A 22,351-nucleotide genomic window follows, 5' to 3' on the forward strand; every position below is an offset into this window, starting at 1 on the left:
ATCCGACCGGACACCGCCGGTTGCCCGTCGTTCGGGCCGGGGTGGTGGAGTCCCGGGTCGACCCGTCGGCGGCGGCTCGGCGGTCGTGTGACTCCAGCTCGTAATCCCGGGTGCGTTGCTGCCCGGCGTGGCTCACTGCGGAGCCGACGACGAGCGGGGCACGCTTACCCACCGGGAGAGCCCCGTGTTCCTCAGCCCGCACGAGCAGGACCGCCTGCTCGTCCACGTCGCGGCCGATGTCGCCCGCCGCCGCCGCGAGCGCGGCCTGCGCCTCAACTATCCCGAAGCCGTCGCGCTGATCACCGCGTTCCTGCTCGAAGGTGCCCGCGACGGCCGGTCGGTGGTCGACCTGATGTCGGCCGGCCGGACGGTGCTCGGCCGCGACGACGTCCAGGACGGCATCCCCGAGCTGCTGAGGGAGGTGCAGGTGGAGGCGACGTTCCCGGATGGCACCAAGCTGGTGACGGTGCACCACCCGATCCCGTGATCCCGGGGGAGATCCTGCCGGCCGCCGGCCCGGTCGAGATCAACGCGGGTCGCCCGGTGACCACCCTGCTCGTGGTGAACACCGCCGACCGACCGGTGCAGGTCGGTTCGCACTACCACTTCGCCGAGTGCAACCCGGCGCTGGCGTTCGACCGGGCCGCCGCGTGGGGGCAACGGCTCGGGGTGCCGGCGGGGACCTCGGTCCGCTTCGAGCCGGGCATCAGCCGCAGCGTCGACCTCGTCCCGTTCGGGGGAGCGCGCATCGTGCCGGGACTGCGCGGGGAGTGCGCCGGCCCGCTGGACGCGCCGGCCGACGGGTCCCCGGAGTGAGCGCCGTGCGGCGGGACCGCTACATCGACCTGTACGGACCCACCACCGGTGACCGGATCCGGCTGGCCGACACCAACCTGCTGATCGAGGTGGAGACCGACCACTGCGTCGGCGGCGACGAGGCGGTCTTCGGCGGCGGGAAGGTGATCCGCGAGTCGATGGGACAGTCCCGGGCGACCCGCGCCGAAGGCGCGCTGGACACCGTCATCACCGGCGCCGTGGTGCTCGACCACTGGGGTGTCGTCAAGGCCGACGTGGGGCTGCGCGACGGACGGATCGTGGCACTTGGCCGGGCCGGCAACCCGGACACCATGCCCGGCGTCCACCCCGACCTGGTCATCGGCCCGGCCACCGAGGTGATCGCCGGCAACGGGCGGATCCTCACCGCCGGCGCGGTGGACACCCACGTGCACTTCATCTGTCCGCAGATCGTCACCGAGGCGTTGGCCAGTGGCATCACCACGATGGTCGGCGGCGGCACCGGGCCGGCCGAGGGCACCCGCGCGACCACCGTCACGCCGAACGCCTGGCACCTGGCCCGGATGCACGAGGCCCTGGACACCCTGCCGGTCAACGTGTTGCTGCTCGGCAAGGGCAACACCGTCTCCACCGAGGCGCTATGGGAGCAGTTGCGGGCCGGCGCGGGCGGTTTCAAGCTGCACGAGGACTGGGGCACCACTCCGGCGGCGATCGACGCCTGCCTGCGGGTGGCGGACGCCTCCGGGGTCCAGGTGTCGATCCACACCGACACGCTCAACGAAGCTGGTTTCGTCGCCGACACCCTGCGCGCGATCGGCGGCCGGGCCATCCACTCGTACCACACCGAGGGGGCCGGCGGCGGGCACGCACCGGACATCATCACCGTGGCGAGTGAGCCGAACGTGTTGCCGTCGTCGACGAACCCGACCCGGCCGTACACCGCCAACACGCTCGCCGAACACCTGGACATGTTGATGGTCTGCCACCACCTCAACCCGTCCGTGCCGGAGGACCTGGCCTTCGCCGAGAGCCGGATCCGCCCGTCCACGATGGCCGCCGAGGACCTGCTGCACGACCTCGGCGCGATCTCCATCATCGGCTCCGACGCGCAGGCGATGGGCCGGGTCGGCGAGGTGATCATGCGAACCTGGCAGAGCGCCCACGTGATGAAGGACCGGGTCGGCGCACTGCCGGGCGACGGGGCCGCCGACAATCACCGAGCCCGACGGTACGTCGCGAAGTACACCATCTGCGCGGCGATGGCCAACGGGTTGGAGGACGAGGTCGGCTCGGTCGAGCCGGGCAAGCTCGCCGACCTGGTGCTCTGGGACCCGGCGTTCTTCGGCGTCCGACCGCACCTGGTCATCAAGGGCGGCATGATCGCGTACGCCCAGATGGGTGACGCCAACGCGTCCATCCCGACGCCGCAACCGATGTTGCCGCGGCCGATGTTCGGTGCGTACGGGGCGGCGGCGGCCGCGACCAGCGTGGCCTTCGTGGCGCCGGCGGCCCTGGACGCCGGGCTCCGCCTGGACGTACGACGCCGGGTGGTGCCGGTGCGTGACGTGCGGTCGCGGGGCAAGGCCGACCTGCCGGAGAACAACGCGATGCCCCGCATCGAGGTGGACCCGGACACCTTCACGGTCCGCATCGACGGGCAGGTGGTGGAGCCGGACCCGGTGACCCGGCTGCCGATGGCCCAGCGGTACTTCCTGTTCTGATGGCGACACCGAGCCTGCTGTTGCTGGTGGCCGACGGACGCTTTCCGGCCGGGGCGCACGCGCACTCCGGCGGCCTGGAGGCGGCCGTCGCCGCCGGGCGGGTCAAGGACCTGGCCACGTTGGAGGCGTTCCTGGCCGGACGGTTGGCCACCGCCGGCCTGGTCGGCGCGGCCTTCGCGGCGGCCGCACACCGGGCGGCGAAGCCCGGGGGCACCGACGTGGTCGAGGCCGCGGGTCCCGTCGACGTGGCCGACGCCGACGGGTCCGCGGCGGGCGGGTCGGCAGCCGCCGGGTCCGCCGCGCGGTCGCGCATGCTGGCCCAGCTCGACGTGGAGCTGGACGCCCGTACCGCGTCGCCGACATTGCGGACGATCTCCCGTCGGCAGGGTCGAGCGCTGCTGCGCGCCGGCCGGGCCATCTGGCCGGACGCGCCGTTCGGTGACCTACCCGCGACGTCCTGCGGCATACACCAGCCGCTGGTCCTGGGGCTGCTCTGCGCGGCGGCCGGGCTGTCCCGCGTCGACACCGCCACGATCGCCGCGTACGGGACGCTGACCGGAGCGGCCAGCGCCGGCGTACGCCTGCTCGGCCTCGACCCGTACCAGGTGCAGGCCCTGCTGGTCGGCCTGGCCGACGCCTGCGACCGCACGGCCGCCGACGCGGCGCGGGCCGCCGACGACCCACCGGAGCGGCTGCCCGCCGCGGCCGCTCCACTCGCCGACATCCATGCCGAAATCCATGCCACCTGGGAGGTGCGTCTCTTTGCGTCCTGACACCGTTGTGCCGAACGCTGTCCCCGCCACCGACTCGACCACGCAGCCGGTCACTCCACCCCACGACGAGACCGTCCCGCATACCCACCCAGAGCCGGGGGTGGACCCGCATCCGTCGCTGGCACCCGCGGATCGTGCCCTGCGGGTCGGCATCGGCGGCCCGGTCGGGTCCGGCAAGACGGCACTGGTGGCCGCGCTCTGCCGTGCCTTCGCGGGCGAGTTGCGGCTCGGCGTGGTGACCAACGACATCTACACGACCGAGGACGCCGACTTCCTCCGGCGGGCCGGAGTGCTCGACCCGGCGCGGATCCGCGCGGTGGAGACCGGGTGCTGCCCGCACACCGCGATTCGCGACGACATCGGCGCCAACCTGGACGCCATCGACGAACTGGCCGAGGCGGTCGGCCCGTTGGACCTGGTCCTGGTGGAGAGCGGCGGGGACAACCTGACCGCGACCTTCAGCCGGGGGCTGGTCGATCGGCAGATCTTCGTGGTCGACGTGGCGGGAGGGGACAAGGTGCCGCGCAAGGGCGGGCCGGGCGTCACCGCCGCCGACCTCCTCGTGATCAACAAAACCGACCTGGCGCCGATGGTGGGGGCCGACCTCGCCGTCATGGATCGCGACGCGCGGGCCCGGCGTGGCGACCTCCCGACCGTCTTCCTGTCCATCGTCGGTGACACCACGGCGAGTACGGTCGCCGCCTGGATCCGGCACGAGTTGGCCCACCATGCCACCGCGCACCCACGTGCCGTACCGGCCGTCGCGGTCTGATGCGGGCGTCCGCCCGACTGGTCGCTCGGGCCGACGGCCGGGGTGGGACCGTCCTGGTCGAGGTGCACGGCGAGACGCCGCTGCTGCTGCGCCAGACCCCGGCCGACCGTGGTGTCGCCACCGTGCACCTCGTCGGTGGGGCAGCCGGGCCGCTCGCCGGCGACGATCTGCGCCTGGACATCGAGGTGGGGCCGGGCGCGGCGGTCCGGGTGCACACCGTCGCCGCGTCGATCGCCCTGCCGGGCCGGCCGGGTGCCGTGTCCCGGATGGCGGTGCGGGCGGTGGTGCACGCCGGAGCCACGCTGCACTGGCTGCCCGAACAGCTGGTCGCGGCGGCCGGCTGCGCGCATCTCGCCGAATCCCGGATCGACCTGGCCGCCGGCGCGACTCTGCGCTGGCGTGACGAGCTGATCTGCGGCCGGTACGGCGAGGCGCCCGGCGGGGCCGTCGTGCACACCCAGGTCGACTACGGGGGCCGGCCGCTGTTGCGGCAGTCCCTCGCCGTGGGACCACAGGCATCCGGCTGGGCCGGGCCGGCGGTGCTCGACGGCGCGCCGGCCACCGGCTCACTGCTGGTGGTCGACCCGTCGCGACCCGCCGAGCCGGCGCACGTCCGGCCCGACGCGACCGTCGCCCGACTGCCACTGGCCGGCGGTCCGGCAACACTGTGGACCGCCACCGCCCCGGACGCACACACCCTGCGCGCCCACCTCACCGGCTAGCCGGAACGTGTGTCGGGTGCGAGGGTGGCGGGAAGGCCCCACCCGCGCCCGGCGGCAGCCAGACATCCCCAAGAGCCTGATGCCTGTGAGTCACCATGATGACGCACAGGCATCACGCTCTCCATGGTTCGGCCGTCGCGGTGCTGCCGATCGGCGGGTGTGCGGTCTCGTCCGTGCAAGCGGTCGGCCGTCGCCTGGTCCCGGATCACGGGCAGTACGGCAGGTGGGACTGGTGCGGCGAGAAGGCGGGTCAGCGGCGGGGGCGGCCCACGTCGGCGTGCTCGCGACGACGGGCCGGGTCGAGGCGGCCGACCAGGTCGTCGAGCTGGTGGATCAGTGGGGCCTCCGGCGAGACGCCCAGTTCCGCGAGGCTGGCCCGGATGCGCTGGTCGAGGCGGTCGTGCTCGCGGCGGCCCCGAGCGGTCAGGTACGCCCGGATCCGCCGACGGTCCAGCGGATCGATCCGGCGGAACACGAGGTTGCGGTCGACGAGCTGGTCGACGAGCTTGGTGAGGGTGCCCGGCGGCAGTGACGCCTCGGCCGACACCTCGCTCATCGGATGACCCTGGCCGTCGGCGAGCAGACAGAGCACCCGCCACGCCTCGATGGTCAGGGCGTCGTCGGCCAGGACAGCGCCCAGCCGGCGGGAGAGCAGCCGTTCGGCGCGGGTGAGCGAGCGCAGCAGGTCGGCTGGCGCCCCGGGCACGTCTGACATGAAACTCCCTGGTCCGGTGGCCCTGTCATCGTAGCGAGTCGTCCCGGTCCGTGGTGAGCGCTGGTCTTCCGCCCAGGGCCGGGCAATCATGTGCTCATGTCCGCGCCGGCACCGCCGTGGCTGACCGTCGACCGTGCCGTGGTCAGCATCGCGCTGGTCTACCCGATGCGCGGGCCGGCCGGCATGTTCGGCCCCACCTGCGAGCTCTGCGCGCAACTCGCGGTCGAGGAGATCAACAGCTGCGGCGGGGTGCTGGGTCGGGAGGTGCGGCTGGTGCCGGTCGACGGTGGCGCACCGCCGGCCGAGGTGGCCGCCGAGGTCGAGGCGTTGGTGTCGGTGGGGGCTGTGCAGGGGGTGACGGGGTGGCACATCTCCTCGGTGCGCCAGGCGTTGGCGCCCCGCGTCGCGCACCGGGTGCCCTACGTCTACACCGCACTCTACGAGGGCGGTGAACGTACCGAAGGGGTCTTCCTGACCAGCGAGACGCCGGATGCCCAACTGTGGCCCGCGATGCGGCTGCTCGCGGGTGAGCAGGGCGTGCGTCGCTGGTTCGTGGTCGGCAACGACTACGTGTGGCCGCGCCGCACGGCGCGGGCGGCCCAGCGGTACGCGCTGCGCGGCGGTGGACAGGTGGTGGGTCGGCACTTCCTGCCGTTGGACGCCCACGACTTCACCGAGGTGTTGCGCCGCATCGAGCACAGTGACGCGGACGCGGTGTTGATGCTGCTGGTCGGTGCGGACGCGGTGCGTTTCAACCGGGCGTTCGCCCGGTCCGGCCTGGATCAGCGCTGTCTGCGGCTGAGCACGCTGATGGACGAGAACATGCTGCTGGCCAGTGGTGCCGGCGCGACGCGGCGGCTGTACAGCACGGCGGGTTTCTTCGCCGGGCTGGTGACCCAGGAGAACCTCGACTTCCACGGTGAGTTCGCCCGCCGGTTCGGGGTGGAGGCGCCGCCGCTGGGCAGCCTGGGGGAATCCTGCTACGAGGGCGTCATGCTGCTGGCCGCGCTGATCGGTCAGGCCCGCACCCTGGACGTGCGGGCCATCGAGACGGCCGCCGACACGGTGGCCTACCACGGGCCACGTGGGCGGTTGCGGCTGCGCCAACGGCACGTGCGTCAGCGCATCTACCTGGCCGAGGCCGACGGGCTCGACTTCACCGTGCTCGCCCAGCTCTGAGACCAGGCGTTGCCGGCCGGCCCGGCCGGACCCTTGACAGCGCCACCCGATCCCGCCCTAAAATACTTCCTGCGTGAAGTATCTGGCCGGTGGGCCGGATGTCACCGCCGTGTCCCCACCGTCGACAGAATTGCCCGTCGACCATTGTGGCGGCACCTATTCCGCATCTTTCCGAACGGCCGGCACCGTTTCCTCCCCAACGGTGCCGGCCGTTCTTTGCGTGTGCCGGTCGTCCGCTCGGAAACAGTCAATTAAGGACTGGGAAACACCCGCGCAATCATGCCGGTCGACGCTTTCGGTGCCCATATCCGAGCCGGTGCCCGAAGCGGCGTCCACCCGTCGACCCCGGCATCGCCCACCTCAGCTCCATCGGACCGCACCGACCGTCCTTACGCCACTTGAGCGCACCGCAGGGAGAATAGATGTCATTATTCCGGGGCCGCCGCATCCTGGCGGGTGCCATGACCCTGGTCGCCGCGGCCGCGTTGACCGCGTGCGGCAGCAAGACCTCCGACGAGGGCGGCGCGACCGGCGTCACCGCCGATGTCTCCGGCGACACCGTCAAGGTCGGCCTGCTCAACTCGCTCTCCGGGACCATGGCGATCAGCGAGGTCACCGTCCGCGACTCCATCATGCTCGCCGTCGATGAGATCAACGCGGCCGGAGGCGTCCTCGGCAAGAAGATCCAGCCGGTCGGCGAGGACGGCGCCTCGGACTGGCCCACCTTCGCCGAGAAGGCGGAGAAGCTCATCTCCGAGGACCGGGTCGCGGCCGTCTTCGGCTGCTGGACGTCGGCCAGCCGCAAGGCGGTCAAGCCGGTGTTCGAGAAGAACAAGGCGCTGCTGTTCTATCCCGTGCAGTACGAGGGTCTGGAACAGTCGCCCTACATCTTCTACACCGGTGCGACGACAAACCAGCAGATTGTTCCCGGGCTCGACTACCTCAAGGCGCAGGGCGCGAAATCGGTCTATCTGGTCGGCAGCGACTACGTCTTTCCCCGCACCGCCAACAAAATCATCAAGGCGTACGCGGCCGCCAATGGGATGACCGTGTCCGGCGAGGACTACGCGCCGCTCGGATCCACCGAGTTCGGCACGATCGTGAACAAGGTCAAGTCGGCCGGAGCCGACGCCGTGTTCAACACCCTCAACGGTGACAGCAACGTGGCCTTCTTCAAGGAGTACAAGTCGGCCGGTCTGACCGCCGCCGCGATGCCTGTGGTGTCGGTGTCGATCGCCGAGGAGGAGGTCAAGGGGATCGGCACCCAGTACCTGGAGGGCCAGCTGACCGCCTGGAACTACTACCAGACCACGCCCGGGGCGGCGAACTCGAAGTTCGTGGCCGCGTACAAGGCCAAGTACGGCGCGGACAAGCCGACGAGCGACCCGATGGAGGCCGCCTACGTGGCGGTGCACCTGTGGAAGGCGATGGTCGAGAAGGCCGGCGCCTTCGACGTGGAGAAGGTCCGCGCCGCCTCCGGGGGGATCACCCTCGACGCGCCGGAGGGCATGGTCACGGTCGACGGCCCGACCCAGCACATCGCCAAGACCGCCCGGATCGGCAAGATCGGCGCGGACGGCCTGATCAGCGAGGTGTGGAACTCCGGCAAGCCGGTGCAGCCGGACCCGTACCTCAAGACCTACCCCTGGGCGAGCGGCCTGAGCTGACGATGCCGGCCCGGGCAGACCGCGTTGCCGCGCGGTCCGCCCGGGCCTCCCGACCAGCAGTACGGAGTACCCACCGTGACAGTCCTCTTCGGACAACTCTTCACCGGCATCAGCATCGGCGCGGTGCTGCTGCTCATCGCTCTCGGCCTGGCGCTGACCTTCGGCCAGATGAACGTGATCAACATGGCGCACGGTGAGTTCATCATGGCCGGCGCGTACACCACCTACGTCCTGCAACAGAGCATCACCGGGGCCGGCCTGTCACTAGTGGTCGCACTGCCGGTGGCGTTCGTGGTCGCCGGCACGATGGGCGTCCTACTGGAGATGCTGCTCATCCGCCGGCTCTACGCCCGACCCTTGGACACCCTGCTGGTCACCTGGGGTGTGTCGCTGATGCTGCAACAGTTGGCGCGCGACGTGTTCGGCAGCCCGAACGTGCAGACCCGCGCCCCCGAACTGCTCACCGGCAACGTGGCGCTGCCCGGAGGGCTGACCATTGCCAACAACCGGTTGTTCATCCTGGCCCTGGCGTTGGCCGCCGTCGCGGCGCTCACCCTGGCGTTACGGCTCACCCCGCTGGGCCGCCGCATTCGCGCCGTGGTGCAGAACCGCGACCTCGCCGCGGTGTCCGGCATCCCGACCGCCCGGGTCGACCGGACGACCTTCTTCGTCGGCTCCGGCCTGGCCGGGCTGGCCGGGGTGGCGCTGACCCTGCTCGGCCCGATCGGCCCGACCATGGGCACCAACCTGATCATCGACGCCTTCCTGGTCGTCGTGGTCGGCGGGATCGGCCAGCTCAAGGGCAGCGTGATCGTCGCCTTCGCCCTCGGCGTGCTCCAGGCCACCGGGGAGTACCTCACCACCCTCAGCGTCGCCAAGGTGATCGTGTTCGTGGCGATCGTCGCGTTCCTTCAGTGGCGGCCACAGGGCCTGTTCACCCTGCGGACCAGGAGCCTCGCATGACCGCCGTCACCCCCGCGCCCCCCAGCGCCGCCACCGGTCCGGAGGCCACCCGCCCCGCACCTCCGGCCCGGACCGGTGGTCGCTCGCGGCTACGGACCGCCGCCGGCTTCGCGTTCGGCGCGGCACTGCTGTTCGCCGTGGCGCCGCTGCTGCTGTCGGACTTCCGGCTGGCCCTGCTCGCCAAGTATCTCTGCGTCGCCATGGTGGCCGTCGGCATCGGGATCGCCTGGGGCCGGGGCGGGATGCTCACCCTCGGCCAGGGCGTCTTCTTCGGCCTCGGCGGCTACGCGATGGCCATGCACCTCAAGCTCGCCGACGCGGGTCCCGGTGGGATGCCCGACTTCATGCAACTGTACGGGCAGCTCGACGAACTGCCGCTGTGGTGGCGGCCGTTCGCCAGCCCGTGGTTCGCGCTGCCCGCGACGGTGCTGCTGCCGATGGCCGTCGCCTTCGGGCTCGGCTCGCTTGTCTTCCGCCGCCGAGTCCGGGGCGCGTACTTCGCCATCCTCAGCCAGGCGCTCGCGGCCGCCATGGTGATCCTGCTGATCGGACAGCAGGGCACCACAGGTGGCACCAACGGGTTGACCGACATCAAGGGTTTCTTCGGCTACAACCTCGACGACCCGGTCAACCAGCGAATGGTCTATTTCATCATCGCCGGCACGCTGCTGGCGTTGCTCGCGCTGGCCCGTCAACTCATCCAGAGTCGCTACGGTGAGCTGCTGGTGGCGGTCCGCGACGGTGAGGAGCGGGTCCGGTTCCTCGGCTACGACCCGGCGTCGGTCAAGCTCGTCGCGTACGTCGTGGCGGCCGGGATGGCGGGGCTGGCCGGGGCGCTGTTCGTGCCGGCGGTGGGCATCATCTCGCCCGCGCTGATCGGCATCGTCCCGTCGATCGAGTTCGTCATCGGCGTCGCGGTGGGCGGCCGGGCCACTCTGCTCGGCCCGGTGCTCGGCGCGGTGGCGGTGGCCTGGGCGCGTACCGCCCTGTCGGAGCGGTTCCCCGGCACCTGGACGTACCTGCAGGGGTTGCTCTTCGTGGTGGTGGTGGCGTTCCTTCCCGGTGGCCTGGCGTCGCTGTGGGCGCTGGCCCGCCGCCGGGAGGAGGGCGGCGGCGTGGCAGCGCGTCGGCGTGGGTGGTTACCGACGGGTCGACGACGCGCCGAGCGGGCGGAGGTGCCGGCGGCATGAGCGACGAGCGGCTGGACGGGTTGTCCGTCCGTGACGTGCGGGTCAGCTTCGACGGGTTCACCGCCGTCGACGGTGTCTCGTTGGAGGTGCCCGCCGGTGACATCCGGTTCCTGATCGGGCCGAACGGCGCCGGCAAGACCACCCTGGTCGACGCGATCACCGGCCTGGTCCGGGCCACCGGTTCGGTCCGCTTCGGCGAGCACGAGCTGCTGGGCCGTCCGGTGCACCGGATCAGCCGGTTGGGCATCGGGCGCACGTTCCAGACGTCGACGGTCTTCGAGGAGCTGTCGGTGTTGCAGAACCTCGACATCGCGGCGGGCGCCCGTCGTAGTTGGGCGACCCTGGCCCGTCGTCGGCGCGCCATTCCCGACGAGGTGGCCGCGGCGCTGGAGACCATCGGTCTGACCGGGCGGGCCGGGCACCTCGCCGGGACGCTCGCGCACGGCCAGAAGCAGTGGCTGGAGATCGGCATGCTGCTGGTGCAGGACGTCCGGTTGCTGCTGCTCGACGAGCCGGTCGCCGGGATGAGCCACGAGGAACGCGACGCCACCGGCGCCCTGCTGGAGGCGGTGAGCCGGGACCGCACGGTGGTGGTGATCGAGCACGACATGGACTTCCTGCGTCGGTTCGCGCGCACCGTCACGGTGTTGCACGCCGGTCGGGTGCTCAGCGAGGGCACGGTGGCGCAGGTCCAGGCGGACCCGCGCGTGCAGGAGGTCTACCTTGGCCACCCGGTCGACGCCGGGTCGGCCCCCACGATCCGGGAGGCATGATGCTGACGCTGCGCGGGGTGCACGCCGGGTACGGGCGCTCTCAGGTGCTGCACGGGGTCGACCTCGCCGTCCCGCCCGACGGGGTGGCCGCCGTGCTCGGGCACAACGGCGCCGGCAAGAGCACCCTGTTGCGGGTCGCGGCCGGACTGCTGCGCCCGAGTGCCGGCACCGTCGAGCTGGACGGCGAGGACGTCACCCGTCTCGGGCCGCACGAGCGGGTGGCGCGGGGCATGGCGTACGTCCCGCAGGGCCAGCAGAGCTTCCCGCACCTGACCGCCGCCGAGAATCTGCGGCTCGTCGCCGACGGGCGGCGCGACGGTGCGGTGGCCACCGCGGAGGTGCTGGACCTGTTTCCGGCGTTGCGGCCGTTGCTGCGGCGGCGGGCCGGGTTGCTCTCCGGCGGTCAGCGGCAGCAACTGGCCATCGCCCGGGCACTGATCACCCGGCCGAGGTTGCTGATGCTCGACGAGCCGACCGAGGGTATCCAGCCGTCGGTGGTCGCCGAGATCCAGGAACGGATCGTCGAGCTGACCCGGCAGTCCGGGTTCAGCGTGCTGCTCGTCGAGCAGCACCTGGGCTTCGCGTTGCGGGTGGCGAACCGCTACCACGTGCTGGAGTCCGGCCGGGTCACCTCACACGGCGACGGGGGTGTCACGGCGGAACGGGAGGTCCGGGCAGCCCTGGCGGTCTGACCCGCGACCACCCGTTCAGGGCTGGAGACGGGTGAGGAAGTTCCGGACCAACCGGACTACCTCGTCGAGGTGCGTCTCGAGCAGCCAGTGCCCGCCGTCGAGCAGGTGGAGGTCGGCATCCGGCAGATCCCGTCGGTAGGCGTGGGCCGCCCCTGCCGGCATGTACCCGTCGTGCGGCCCCCACACGATCAGGGTGGGCGGCCGGTGGGTCCGCAGGTACTCCTGCTGGCGGGGGAACCAGGCGACCGTGCTGCCCTGGTCCGCGACAAGCCGTAGCCAGGCGTCCTGCCGTCGGGGTTCCATGACCAGCGCACCCGAGAGCCGCCACAGGTCGGGGCTCACCAGGTCGGTCAGCCGGTCCGGCAGCTCGCCCAGGAACTCCCGCCGGAAGCCCTCCTCGCTGATCGCCGCGGCCAGTTTCTCCCGGCCCTCATCGGTTGGGTCGCGCCAGAACCGTTTCAGCGGCGCGTACTTGGGCCCGTGCTGGTCGGGGTAGATGTCCCCGTTCTGGATGACGAGGCCGGCGACCCGCTGCGGCGCGCCCATCGCCAGGCGCAACCCGAACTGGCTGCCGTAGTCCTGGAGGTAGATCACGTAGCGGGTCAGCCCCAGCGTGTCGACGAAGCGTCGGAGCAGGTCGGCGTGGGCGTCGAAGGTGTACGCGAACCGGTCGGGGTCGGGCAGGTCGCTGTAGCCGAAGCCGGGGTAGTCGGGAGCGATGACGCGCCACTCATCGGCCAGCGCGGGCAGCAGGTGACGAAACTGGAACGACGACGACGGGTAGCCGTGCGGCAGCAGCACCACCGGCGCGTCGGTCGGGCCGGCCTCCCGATAGAAGATCGCGATGCCGTCGACGTCGACCGTCCGGTGTCGTACGGCGTTCTCGGCCATGGCCTCTCCTGACCCAGTCACGGGGGTGGACGTCTCGACCGTGCCAGAAGTCGTGCCGTCGCGGTGGGACATTGCGGTCAGGTCCTCGGTGCGGGGCCGGTCGAGTCACGGACGACCAGCAGGTGCCCGGTGGGACGGCGGCGGGCGGACCGCAGCGTCGACAGCACGCCCATGGCCATCGCGTCGTTGAGCGGTCATCCGTCGACGTGCCCCCGGAGGACCCTGCCGCTTCGTAGAATCCCTGCCATGCCGGAGATCGTCGAGTTGCTGGCCTCGCCCGTGCACCGCTTCCTGGGCCGGCCCGCCGACGGCCCCGCGCCGGCCCCACCCGGTGAGCTGGTCGACGCCGTCCGGATCCGGGCACACCTCGGCATCGTCGGCGACCGGTACTTCGGCCAGCAGGCGCACCGCGACGCCAGCGTCACGGTCATCGCTCAGGAGTCACTGCCGGTCGGCATCGGCCTGGCGGAGGTGCGGCGCAACATCCTCACCACCGGCATCGCGGTGGACGAGCTGATCGGCAGGGTGCTGGTGCTGGACTCCGGCGACGGCCCGGTGAGCCTGCGGGTCAACCGGGCGGCCCGGCCCTGCGCCTGGATGGACGTCACCGTCGGCCCCGGGACGTGGAAGGCGCTCCGCACCACCGGCGGCATCCGCTGCACGCCACTCAACGACGGGACCCTGCGCATCGGGCCGATCGACGCCACGGTGAGCTGAGCAAACGCGATTCGGTGAGGTGGCTCCGGCATCCGCCGGCGCGTGGTAGAACCAACACGCGCACCGGGGTTCGCGGAGCTGAGGGCAGCTCGGAGGAGGACCTGATCCGAACAGAGGTGGTGGATTGATCCACGAGCTGCGGCAGCTCATCGAGGAGCTGCGGGTGGATCTGGCCGACCAGCCGGCGAGCGTGGCGTTCGCCGAGTTCGGCGAGGGCGCTGCCATCGATGCCGTTCCGGCGGGTCTGCCGGACGACCTGCGGGACCTGCTGCTGGTCGCCGACGGGCTGCGCGCCGGTCGGGTCGAGCTGGCGTCCGCGTCGACCCTCGCGGGGATCCAGTACCACCTCGACTACGCGCCGGACTTCTCGTCCATCCCGGAGGACCGGGCGGGCTGGCTGGTGGTCGGCACCCGCAGCGACGAGCCGATCTTCCTGGACCGCGGCACGGGCGCCGTCTGGTATTTCCCGCCGAACGGCACCGAGTGGTTCATGTCCGACACGTTCGAGGAGCTCGCCCCCGACCTCGGCTCCTTCGTGGACTACTACCTGCTCGGCCCGGGTTATGCCGAGTTGACCCCCGGCGACGACAGGTGGTTCGCGTTCCTCGACGAGCAGGGCCTGCTCGACACCGACGACGAGACCTGACGGGTCAGACCGGGCTGACGTGCGCGGCGAGGACCCGCCAGCCGTGCGGGTCGTCGTGGACCCAGGTCCGGGTGTAGCGCAGGCGCGCCGCGAACGCCGCCCCCTCGTACACCCCGGCCACCCGGCCCAGGAAGAACGTCACCCCGGTCTTTCCGACGACGAGCAGGTCCAACTCCTCCTCGACCAACTCCTCCACCACCGAGCGACGGTCCCGGTGGGCGGCCAGGTCATCCTGCTTGGTGTACGTCCCGCCGCCCGGGCCGACGGCGATCAGCTGGTCGACGAGCAGTTGGTCGAGGGCGGCCACGTCGCCGGCCCGCAGGGCGGCCTGCAGGGTCCGCTCGGCATCGAGCAGCTCTGCCTCACGTGCGCTGTCCGGCATTGTGGCGTCCTCCCGATCGGTGTCGGCCCGGTGTCACCATCAGCCCGGGCTGTCCGCATTGTGGCAGCCGGCGCAGCCCGCGGCGGGTGGATCGCCGGCGGCGGTCACAGGCTCAGGCGGATCCGTACGACCGTCTCGTCCGGGCTGGTGAGCACGGCGACCTCGTCGCAGATCTGCTCCACGATCGCCAGCCCTCGACCCCGTATCGCGTCGGCGGCCGGCATGCGCCGGCCCAGCGCCCGGGTCGGCCCCCGGTCGACGACGTCGCAGAACAGCTGACCCGAATCGACCCAGAGCCGGACCCGGCCGCCGCCGGTGGTGTGCTGCAACGTGTTGGTGGCCAGCTCGCTGACCGCCAGCGTCAGCAGCTCCACCCGCTCGGGCGGCAGGCCGCGGGCCAGCGCCCCGACGCTGACGAACGCGCGGAGCGCTCGCACGTCCGTGGCGACCTGGTACGACATGGTGTCCGCGAGAGGGGCGGGGACGCTCTGCTCGGCCACGACCTCTGGTCGCTCGGCCGGCATCAGCCCGCCATCGGCGGGTTGTCGGCGAGCGTCACCACGACAGGCCCGGGTGCGGGGATCATGCGAGCCGCGAAGTGCGCCATCGGGCAGCAGCAACCCTTCTCCTAGCGACAGCTGTTTGTCGGCACATCATGTCACCTGTTGGTGCGCGGGCTGTCCCACCCGTTCGGCGGTCGATCCGGCGACGCCCGGTCATGCCTGTCGCACCCCCGTCCGATGGTGGTGTCGGTCGGGGGAGCCGCGCCGGTCAGGGGGCCGGGTCGAAGGCGATGGACTCGCTCAGCTCGCGCCACCGCGCGTCGGACGCGGCCAGCGCCTCGGCGGCAGCCGAGGCGCCCGCCACGGCATCGGCGCCGAGCAGCAGCCGCAGGGGCGGGTCGTCGACCCGGGTGATCTGGATGATCGCCTGGGCGGCGCGGGCCGGGTCGCCCGGCTGGTTGCCGCTGGCCTGGCGGAGCCGTTGCACGGCCGGATCGATGACCGACCGGTACGGGTCGCTGATCGGCAGCATGCTCATCGACGAGCCAGCCCAGTCGGTCCGCAACGCGCCCGGCTCCACGCTGGTGACCCGGATCCCGAACCCCTCGACCTCCTTGGCGAGTACCCCGGACAAGCCGCTGACCGCCCACTTGGCGGCCTGGTACGCGCCCAGTCCGGTGCTGGCGACCCGGCTGCCGACGCTGGAGATCTGGAGGATGTGCCCGCGCCCCTGGGAGCGCATCGCCGGCAGGGCCGCGCGGGAGAGATTGACCACTCCGTAGAAGTTGGCCTCGATCTGGGCCCGGAAGTTGTCCTCCGGCATGTCCTCGATCGCGGCGACGTCGGCGTATCCGGCGTTGTTGACCAGGATGTCGAGGCTGCCGAACGTGTCCACGGTGGTGCGGACGACGGCGTGGGCGGCGGCGGGGTCGGTGACGTCGAGGGCCACCGTCCTGACCCGTTCGCCGTACCTGTCGCTCAGGGCGTCGAGCTGGGCCGGGTTGCGCGCGGTGGCGACCAGGTGGTCGCCGTCGGCCAGCACGGCCTCGGCGAGCGCCCGACCGAGGCCTCGGGAACAACCGGTGATGAGCCAGACTCGCGGCACGTGGTCTCCTCCTGGCTGGCGGATGGGCGGCTGCTACGGGCGGATGTCCAGCGCTCCGACCAGGTCGTCGCGCAGGGTGAACCGGTAGCGCAGTTCGATCGGGCTGCCGGGGAAGTCGCCGGACACCCGGGTGCGGACCAGGTACGAGTCGCCCGCCTGCGGCGTGACACCGACCGGCTCGGCAGAGTACGAGTAGGCATCCATCGTCTTCTGCCGCCAGGAGCGGATCGAGGCCCGTCCGTCGTAGAGCCGGTCCTCGTCGGCGACGCTCGCGGTGTCCGCGAAGCAGGCGACGAAGGCATCCAGGTCCCGGTCGTTGACGGCCCGGAAGTACCTGTTGATCACGTCGGGCAGGTCCACCGCCATCTGCTCCTCCTGCGGCACGGGCCGCCGTCGGGCAGCCGTCGGGTTCCCGGTCCGACCTCACCGTACGAGAAGCGGACGCCACCGCGCGGGGCAACGATTCAGAACGACCGGGCGGGCGGTCAGGACGTGCCGTGCACGCCGTCCGGGCCGCCGGGCGGGGTTTGCCGCCGGTGGTCCCGGGTAGCCACGCCTTTCCGAAGCGAAGGGCGGGGGCATGGCCGAGCTGGGGTTCGTCGACAAGGTCGCGGCGCGGGCGGGCATCCCGCCGGAGCAGGCGCGCACACTGACCGAGGCTGTTCTACGGACCCTCACCGAGCGCCTCAGCGGCGGTGAGGCGGGCGCGTTGGCCCCCCACCTCGCCAACGAGTTGAGCCCGCTGCTGGTCAAGGCCGCGGAGCCGCCGGAGGCGTTCGGTTGCGACGAGTTCCTGCGCCGGGTGGCCGACCGCGCCGGGATCGACCGACCCGCCGCCGAGCGGGGCGCCCGCGCCGTCCTACAGACGATGCACCGGGTGGTCGGGCACCGGGAGTTCGAGGATGCCCTGGCCCAACTCCCGGCGGAGCTGCGGGCGCTGGCGCAGCCACTGCCACACGGCCCCTGAGGGGCGCGGCCCGACCCGCCGGTCGGACCACGCCCCCGCCGAGGTCAGCCGGTGACCCCGCTGCCGATCACCCACTTCTGATGCGCGCCGCCCGAGTACGTGCCGAGCTGGATCTGGGTGCGGTCGGCGCTGCTGCCGCCGGCTGCCTCCAGGACCTTGCCGGACTGCGGATTGCGGATCGACCCGTCGGACTGCGGCTGCCAGACCTGCGCCGCGGTGCCGTTGCACGTCCAGAGCTGAACCTTCGTGCCGTTCGCGGTGCCGGCGTTGTCCACGTCCAGGCACTTGCCCAGCACCCGGTACGTGTCGCCGACCTTCGTCCACGACTGCGCCGTGGTGCCGTTGCAGGTCCAGAGCTGGATCTTCGTGCCGTCGGCGGTGCCCGCGTTGTCGACGTCCAGGCACTTGCCACCGACGCCGGTGATGCTCCCGCCGGCCGGCGGCGGAGGGCTGCCCGGGATCGAGTTGAGCGTGTACCACGCCTCGGTGCTCCACAGTGACTGGCCGGTGGTGGAGGCGAACGGGCGCGGCGAGCGCAGGTGCACCACCCGGCCGGCCTTGCGGCCGGGCACCGTGAGGCTCACCTTCTTCCCGTCCGACGAGAGGGTGGCCGAGGTGACGGTCAGCGTCTCCTCGTCGATCTTCGGCCCGCCGTAGTTGGACGTCGCCACGTACCGCCACTGCTTGATCTTGTAACGCGCGGCCAGTCCGGCGGCGGTCTCCGTCGAGACGGGCTGGGTGTACTCGACCTCGAAGCCGGTCGTGGTGGCCCGCATGGCGAGCATCTCGAACGTGGTGGCGGTGTTCGGGGTGAGCTTCTGCAGGCCGTACGACAGCTTGCCGGTCTGACCCCAGTTGCCGCCCGCGCCGAGCCCGCCGACGTAGATCGCGCCGTCCGGGCCGACGTTGACCTCCGAGACGCCCGCCTCCAGGCCCTGGGTGAGCCGGAACAGCGCGCCCTGGTACTCGCCGTTGACCTTCTCCACGTTGGCCCGCTGGAGGCCGCCGTACGTCACGTCGCCGATGACGAACTGGCCGGCGTATCGGCCGCTGGTCAGGTACAGCGGCGTGCTGGGCGAGTTGGCGATCTCGTTCTGCGGCATCCAGAGCACCGGGGACGTGACAGGTGCGGTGTCGAAGGGGCCGGCCGGGTTGGTGTAGTGGTTGAAGAAGCGCCCCTGCTTGATGTGCACCAGCTTCGACGAGGGCAGCCAGCCGCCCTGGTTGTCGGTGACGAAGATGCCGCCCTCCGGACCCCAACCGATGCCGTGCGGGGTACGCAGGCCGCCGGCGACGTAGCTGACCGCGCCGGTGTCCTTGTTGACCTTGAGGGTGGTGCCCCGGTTGACGGCTGGCTGCGGGTTGGTGGTGGCACCGCCGGAGTTGATCGACACCGACAGGTTCAGGTAGAAGAACCCGTCCTGGTAGAGCAGCCCGAACGCGAACTCGTGGAAGTTGCCGCCGTACGGCCAGGTGGCGACGGTCTCCAGGCGCTCGGCCACCTCGTCGCCGCCGGTGTTGACCAGCCGGGTCAGCCGCTGTTTCTCCGAGACGTAGACCACCCCGTCGACGACCTTGAGCCCCTGCGGCTCCTTCAGCCCACTGGCGATCCGTTTGGTGGTCACGGCGCCCGGGGTGGTCGCGCCGCCGGTGTTGCCGAGGATCCAGACCTCACCGTCCTGGGAGGTGCCGGACTGGTCGCTGCCGCCCCAGGTCGAGATGACCAGCCGGCCGTCGGTCAGCCAGTCCATCCCGGTGACTTTCGGCTGGAAGCCGCTGGGCCGCAGATTGGTGAGCGTGTAGCCGGGGTGCACCCCGGTCAGCGGCAGGCCGTCGCCGGGGGTGTCGGCGATGCCCTCGCACTCCTTGCGGCCCGGCGCGGTCACCCGGACCACGCCGGCGTCGGTGCTCAACGCCGAGTTCGGTACGACCACGAAGGACGACGAGCCCGGCGTCTTCCACTCCAGGGTGATCTGCTGCCCGCCGCCTCGCTCGAAATGGTCGATGCGCAGCGGGTGCAGGCCGGCGGTGAGGGTGACCGTGCCCTCCTTCGGCGGCGTCGCGCCGTGCAGGCCGTCGTGGTTGATCACGACCGTGTTGTCGATCGCCAGTTTGGATCCGTCGTCGCTGCTGAGCCGGAACGTGTAGCTGCCGGCCTGGGTGGTGGTGATGTTGCCGAGCACCTGCGAGACGAAGTTGTCCTCGAAGCCGAAGTCGGACGCCGAGGTCCAGTTGATGGTGGGCATGAGCCTGTCCACGTTGGGGGTCTGCGCGGGCTTGAGGGTGCACAGTTCGGAGAGGGGCACCTGCACGTCGAAGACGCGCAGCGTGACGCCGGGCTCCTGCGCGGGCGCGGCGGTGGCCGGAGCGGCCCAGAGGCCGGTGGTGAGGACGAGTGCGAGCGCACCCAGGACGGGATGGGGGAGTCGGCGTTGCAGGCGTGGGCCCATCGTTCCTCCAGGAGGCAGTGGAGTGTCCGACGGCCGGTGCGAGGCAGCGGTGAGGATGGCCGTCGGCCCCGGCTCCGTAACGTCCTCGACGCCGACGAGTGACATTGTGGAAACACCGGGTTGATGAGTCGAGACATTAAGGTGTTTCGATTGGACTGTCCATGGCTTCGCGTCGATACATCAAAAGTTCCCGATGTCCGTGCGAAAGTTCGCGGTGATACGCGAAGAGTGCCGGCTCTGGGGGCGGCTCACCGCCGCCCGCGCCGGGCCGAACCACCCGTCTTACGCGGGGGAGCGGCCTTGCCGCTGGCGGCGCGGGACTTGCCAGCAGCGGCGCCGGACTTGCCGGCGGTGGCGCCGGACGGCCGACGGCCCGGTGTCGGGGCCCCGCGCGTGACGGGCCGGCGGCGCGCCGCCACCAGCACGAGCACTGCGACCGTGACGACGATCAGGGCCGGGACCAACCAGGCCGGAAACCCGCCACCGGCGCGCTCCTCGCTGGCAGCGGGCGGAGCGCTGGTAGGACCCGCCGGGCTGCCGGTCACCGCGGGGCTGGCCGATCCCTCGCCCTCGGCCTGGGCGAGTAGCGCCGGATCCGGCCCCGCCGTGGGTGCCGTCCAGCCGGCCGGGGCCGGTGTGCTCCGTCCCTGGTAGTCGAAGGTCACCTCGCCCCGCACCGCCTCACCGTCCGAGGCGACGGAGAGGTAGCTGGCGGTGTAGCGACCCTTCGCCGGCCAGTGCGCGACGGTCACCATGGCCGGGAAGCCGGTGTGGTAGAGCCGGGGCTCGAACACGCCGTTGACCATGAAGTATTCCGTGACCGGCTTGTCGAGTCGCTTGGGCTCACCGTTGGACCAGCCGTTGTCCACTCGCGACCCGTCCGGGCCGCTGATGGCGAAGTGCGCGTTGGCGGCCGGCTTCTCGGTGAAGTACAGGGCCAACTGGGTCAGGGGCTCGCGCACGACGGTGCCCTTGAGCGGAGTGGAGGTCGCCAACTGGCCGTGCGCGGACGCCGGCGCGGCGGGCAGCAGCAGCGACACCACAAGCGTCGCGGCCACCGCCGCCAGCATACGGCTCAGGGTGTTACGCGCAGTGACCAACCTCGATCGCATTCGTTCATCATGGTCATTTCCCCTCTGCCGAACAAGACGTAGAGTTCTCCTCCCCGACTCTCACCTCGACACCCGTCCCCCTCGCGTCGTTCGGAGTCCGCCCGTGTTCGTCCGTACCCCCGCCACCCGCGCCTGTGCCGCCCTCGCCGCCGGCGTCCTCACCGCCCTGCTGGTCACCGGTTGTGGGCACGACGACGACCCGTCCGTGGCCACCCCCTCCGCGCCAGCCACGTCCGCCGCACCGCCGAGCGCCGCCACCACCGCGCCGAGTCCGACGGCAAGCCCCACCCCCAGCGCACCGGCCGCGGACCGCGAGATCGTCGTGACGATCGCGAAGCGGCGGATCACTCCGCCGACCGGACGGATCACCGTGGCTAAGGGAGAGTTGTTGCGCATCACGGTCACCTCGGACGCGGCGGACGAGCTGCACGTGCACGGCTACGACTTGGGCGCCCGACTGCCGGCCGGCAAACCCGGCTCGGTGGAGTTCCGGGCCGACAAGACCGGTCTGTTCGAGGTGGAGACGCACGAGACCGAGCTGGTGCTGTTCCAACTCGTCGTCCGTTGACCGACATGACCACCCCCGCAACGGTGCTGGCGCACGGCGTCGGCGGCCGACAGGACCTGCCGATCACGCTGCCGCAGCTTGTCGTCGCCGCCGCGCTGACCCTCGTCGTCACGTTCGTGGCGCTGGGCCTGCTCTGGCGCGAACCCCGGCTCGACCGGGACGCCGTCGGCGGTCGCCCGGTGCCGCGCTGGCTCGCCCGGCTCATCGACGCGCCCGCGTTCCGGTGGGCGCTGCGCGGACTCGGCCTGCTCGCCGCCGCCTGGTTCTGCCTCGGTCTGCTGGGCGGGCCGGACATCGCCGACAACCCGACGGCAGGTGCGCTCTACGTGCTGCTCTGGGTCGGCCTGGCGCCCCTGTCGCTGCTGCTCGGCCCCGTCTGGCGGGCGCTCAACCCGCTGCGTACCGTGCACCTGCTCGCCACGCTGGCGCTGCGCCGCGACCCGGACCGCGGGCTTCGTGAGCTGCCGCCCGGTGTGGGCCTGTGGCCGGCCGCCGCCACGCTGTTCGGGTTCGTCTGGCTGGAGCTCGTCGCACCCGACCGGGCCACCCTGCCGGTCATCACCGCCTGGCTCGCCGCGTACGCGGTGGTCCTGCTGGCCGGGGCGGCGCTGTTCGGCGCCGCCTGGTTCGACCACGCCGACCCGTTCGAGACGTACAGCTCCCTGATCGGTCAGCTCGCCCCGATCGGCCGCGCCGCGGACGGCGTGCTGGTCTGGCGCAACCCGCTCGACGGGATCGCCGGGCTGCGCCCCCGCCCCGGGCTGGTCGCCGTGGTGATCGTGCTGCTCGGCTCGACCATGTACGACAGCCTCTCCAACGCGCCGGCCTGGTTGCGCTTCGGCCAGGAGAACGGCCTGCACCCGGCGGCCACCGGCAGCGGCGGGCTGGTCCTGGTCATCGCCGCCGTCGCGGTGGCGTACCTGCTCGCCACCGCTGCGGCGGCGCGCATCGGCCGGGGCGGGAAGAGCGGAATGTTCGGCCACTTGTAGGTCAGCGTGTAGAGGGTGTTCTCGTAGATCAGGTTGGTGAACCAGATCGGATGATCCGG

General features: G+C 71.7%; 25 protein-coding genes. 17 read left to right on the plus strand and 8 right to left on the minus strand.

Going from position 1 to position 22,351, the window contains the following annotated elements; genetic code table 11:
• Positions 1-184: 184 nt before the first annotated feature.
• The 6 genes from AB0C01_RS32125 to AB0C01_RS32150 all read left to right on the plus strand — a co-directional run bounded on the left by AB0C01_RS32125 (position 185) and on the right by AB0C01_RS32150 (position 4,783).
• On the plus strand, positions 185-487 hold the full coding sequence (locus tag AB0C01_RS32125; protein ID WP_355389727.1) for an urease subunit gamma: 303 nt from the start codon (positions 185-187) through the stop codon (positions 485-487).
• The gene (locus tag AB0C01_RS32130) at positions 484-816 is read left to right on the plus strand and encodes an urease subunit beta (RefSeq protein WP_357253288.1); all 333 of its coding nucleotides are present in this window, start codon (positions 484-486) and stop codon (positions 814-816) included. The genes AB0C01_RS32125 and AB0C01_RS32130 overlap by 4 nt, the downstream gene beginning before the upstream one ends.
• Positions 813-2,516, plus strand: a complete 1,704-nt coding sequence (locus AB0C01_RS32135) for an urease subunit alpha (protein ID WP_357253286.1) — start codon at positions 813-815, stop codon at positions 2,514-2,516. Before AB0C01_RS32130 ends, AB0C01_RS32135 begins: the two co-directional genes overlap by 4 nt.
• Complete coding sequence (locus AB0C01_RS32140; protein ID WP_357253284.1) at positions 2,516-3,289, plus strand: urease accessory UreF family protein; 774 nt, start codon at positions 2,516-2,518, stop codon at positions 3,287-3,289. Before AB0C01_RS32135 ends, AB0C01_RS32140 begins: the two co-directional genes overlap by 1 nt.
• A gap of 100 nt (positions 3,290-3,389) precedes the next feature.
• Positions 3,390-4,061 carry an urease accessory protein UreG gene (gene ureG / locus AB0C01_RS32145; RefSeq protein WP_357572916.1) on the plus strand — a complete coding sequence of 224 codons (672 nt, stop codon included), beginning with the start codon at positions 3,390-3,392 and terminating at the stop codon, positions 4,059-4,061.
• Positions 4,061-4,783 (plus strand): urease accessory protein UreD, encoded by a 723-nt coding sequence (locus AB0C01_RS32150; RefSeq protein WP_357572917.1) that lies wholly within the window; start codon positions 4,061-4,063, stop codon positions 4,781-4,783. Before ureG ends, AB0C01_RS32150 begins: the two co-directional genes overlap by 1 nt.
• A 250-nt stretch (positions 4,784-5,033) precedes the next feature.
• Here AB0C01_RS32150 and AB0C01_RS32155 read toward each other — a convergent pair whose 3' ends face one another.
• Positions 5,034-5,498 carry a MarR family transcriptional regulator gene (locus tag AB0C01_RS32155; RefSeq protein WP_357253279.1) on the minus strand — a complete coding sequence of 155 codons (465 nt, stop codon included), beginning with the start codon at positions 5,496-5,498 and terminating at the stop codon, positions 5,034-5,036.
• A 96-nt stretch (positions 5,499-5,594) separates the two neighbouring features.
• Here AB0C01_RS32155 and AB0C01_RS32160 point away from each other — a divergent pair, with 96 nt between their 5' ends.
• The 6 genes from AB0C01_RS32160 (at position 5,595) to urtE (ending at position 11,962) form a co-directional block, all read left to right on the plus strand.
• On the plus strand, positions 5,595-6,677 hold the full coding sequence (locus AB0C01_RS32160; RefSeq protein WP_357372389.1) for a substrate-binding domain-containing protein: 1,083 nt from the start codon (positions 5,595-5,597) through the stop codon (positions 6,675-6,677).
• Between the two features lie 422 nt (positions 6,678-7,099).
• The gene (gene urtA / locus AB0C01_RS32165; protein ID WP_357253275.1) at positions 7,100-8,344 is read left to right on the plus strand and encodes an urea ABC transporter substrate-binding protein; all 1,245 of its coding nucleotides are present in this window, start codon (positions 7,100-7,102) and stop codon (positions 8,342-8,344) included.
• 75 nt (positions 8,345-8,419) lie between these two features.
• Positions 8,420-9,307 (plus strand): urea ABC transporter permease subunit UrtB, encoded by an 888-nt coding sequence (urtB, locus tag AB0C01_RS32170; RefSeq protein WP_357253273.1) that lies wholly within the window; start codon positions 8,420-8,422, stop codon positions 9,305-9,307.
• Positions 9,304-10,497: an urea ABC transporter permease subunit UrtC gene (urtC, locus tag AB0C01_RS32175; protein WP_357572918.1), complete on the plus strand. Its 1,194-nt coding sequence runs from the start codon at positions 9,304-9,306 to the stop codon at positions 10,495-10,497. The genes urtB and urtC overlap by 4 nt, the downstream gene beginning before the upstream one ends.
• The gene (urtD, locus tag AB0C01_RS32180; RefSeq protein ID WP_357253269.1) at positions 10,494-11,270 is read left to right on the plus strand and encodes an urea ABC transporter ATP-binding protein UrtD; all 777 of its coding nucleotides are present in this window, start codon (positions 10,494-10,496) and stop codon (positions 11,268-11,270) included. The genes urtC and urtD overlap by 4 nt, the downstream gene beginning before the upstream one ends.
• A complete protein-coding gene (gene urtE, locus AB0C01_RS32185) occupies positions 11,267-11,962 on the plus strand; it encodes an urea ABC transporter ATP-binding subunit UrtE (RefSeq protein WP_357253267.1) in 696 nt (231 codons plus the stop codon). The genes urtD and urtE overlap by 4 nt, the downstream gene beginning before the upstream one ends.
• Positions 11,963-11,977: 15 nt before the next feature.
• Here urtE and AB0C01_RS32190 read toward each other — a convergent pair whose 3' ends face one another.
• Entirely contained in the window at positions 11,978-12,853 is an 876-nt protein-coding gene (locus tag AB0C01_RS32190) for an alpha/beta hydrolase (protein ID WP_357572919.1), read from the minus strand.
• Positions 12,854-13,099: 246 nt separating this feature from the next.
• On the opposite strand from AB0C01_RS32190, the gene AB0C01_RS32195 reads away from it, so the two are divergent.
• Together AB0C01_RS32195 and AB0C01_RS32200 are read left to right on the plus strand one after the other, a co-directional pair.
• Positions 13,100-13,570: a molybdenum cofactor biosysynthesis protein gene (locus AB0C01_RS32195; protein WP_357253266.1), complete on the plus strand. Its 471-nt coding sequence runs from the start codon at positions 13,100-13,102 to the stop codon at positions 13,568-13,570.
• Between the two features lie 124 nt (positions 13,571-13,694).
• Complete coding sequence (locus AB0C01_RS32200) at positions 13,695-14,216, plus strand: SUKH-4 family immunity protein (RefSeq protein ID WP_357253264.1); 522 nt, start codon at positions 13,695-13,697, stop codon at positions 14,214-14,216.
• Between the two features lie 4 nt (positions 14,217-14,220).
• Here AB0C01_RS32200 and AB0C01_RS32205 read toward each other — a convergent pair whose 3' ends face one another.
• The 4 genes from AB0C01_RS32205 to AB0C01_RS32220 form a co-directional block, all read right to left on the minus strand.
• A complete protein-coding gene (locus tag AB0C01_RS32205; RefSeq protein WP_357572920.1) occupies positions 14,221-14,598 on the minus strand; it encodes a nuclear transport factor 2 family protein in 378 nt (125 codons plus the stop codon).
• Between the two features lie 104 nt (positions 14,599-14,702).
• A complete protein-coding gene (locus AB0C01_RS32210) occupies positions 14,703-15,122 on the minus strand; it encodes an ATP-binding protein (protein ID WP_357253260.1) in 420 nt (139 codons plus the stop codon).
• A gap of 247 nt (positions 15,123-15,369) precedes the next feature.
• Positions 15,370-16,206, minus strand: coding sequence for an oxidoreductase (locus tag AB0C01_RS32215; protein WP_357572921.1), 837 nt, complete (start codon positions 16,204-16,206; stop codon positions 15,370-15,372).
• Between the two features lie 33 nt (positions 16,207-16,239).
• A complete protein-coding gene (locus AB0C01_RS32220; protein WP_357253256.1) occupies positions 16,240-16,572 on the minus strand; it encodes a nuclear transport factor 2 family protein in 333 nt (110 codons plus the stop codon).
• A 214-nt stretch (positions 16,573-16,786) separates the two neighbouring features.
• Here AB0C01_RS32220 and AB0C01_RS32225 point away from each other — a divergent pair, with 214 nt between their 5' ends.
• Positions 16,787-17,173 carry a DUF2267 domain-containing protein gene (locus tag AB0C01_RS32225; RefSeq protein WP_357253254.1) on the plus strand — a complete coding sequence of 129 codons (387 nt, stop codon included), beginning with the start codon at positions 16,787-16,789 and terminating at the stop codon, positions 17,171-17,173.
• A 44-nt stretch (positions 17,174-17,217) separates the two neighbouring features.
• On the opposite strand, the gene AB0C01_RS32230 is transcribed toward AB0C01_RS32225, so the two are convergent.
• Both AB0C01_RS32230 and AB0C01_RS32235 read right to left on the minus strand, forming a co-directional pair.
• A complete protein-coding gene (locus tag AB0C01_RS32230; protein WP_357572922.1) occupies positions 17,218-19,623 on the minus strand; it encodes a ricin-type beta-trefoil lectin domain protein in 2,406 nt (801 codons plus the stop codon).
• Positions 19,624-19,871: 248 nt separating this feature from the next.
• Positions 19,872-20,693: a copper resistance protein CopC gene (locus AB0C01_RS32235; protein WP_357572923.1), complete on the minus strand. Its 822-nt coding sequence runs from the start codon at positions 20,691-20,693 to the stop codon at positions 19,872-19,874.
• Between the two features lie 145 nt (positions 20,694-20,838).
• On the opposite strand from AB0C01_RS32235, the gene AB0C01_RS32240 reads away from it, so the two are divergent.
• Together AB0C01_RS32240 and AB0C01_RS32245 are read left to right on the plus strand one after the other, a co-directional pair.
• Positions 20,839-21,303: a hypothetical protein gene (locus AB0C01_RS32240; RefSeq protein ID WP_357572924.1), complete on the plus strand. Its 465-nt coding sequence runs from the start codon at positions 20,839-20,841 to the stop codon at positions 21,301-21,303.
• Between the two features lie 5 nt (positions 21,304-21,308).
• Positions 21,309-22,292: a hypothetical protein gene (locus tag AB0C01_RS32245; RefSeq protein ID WP_357572925.1), complete on the plus strand. Its 984-nt coding sequence runs from the start codon at positions 21,309-21,311 to the stop codon at positions 22,290-22,292.
• The last annotated feature ends 59 nt before the right edge of the window (positions 22,293-22,351 follow it).

Source organism: Micromonospora sp. NPDC048905, from assembly GCF_040649655.1.
In the GTDB taxonomy this organism is placed as follows: Bacteria; Actinomycetota; Actinomycetes; order Mycobacteriales; family Micromonosporaceae; genus Micromonospora.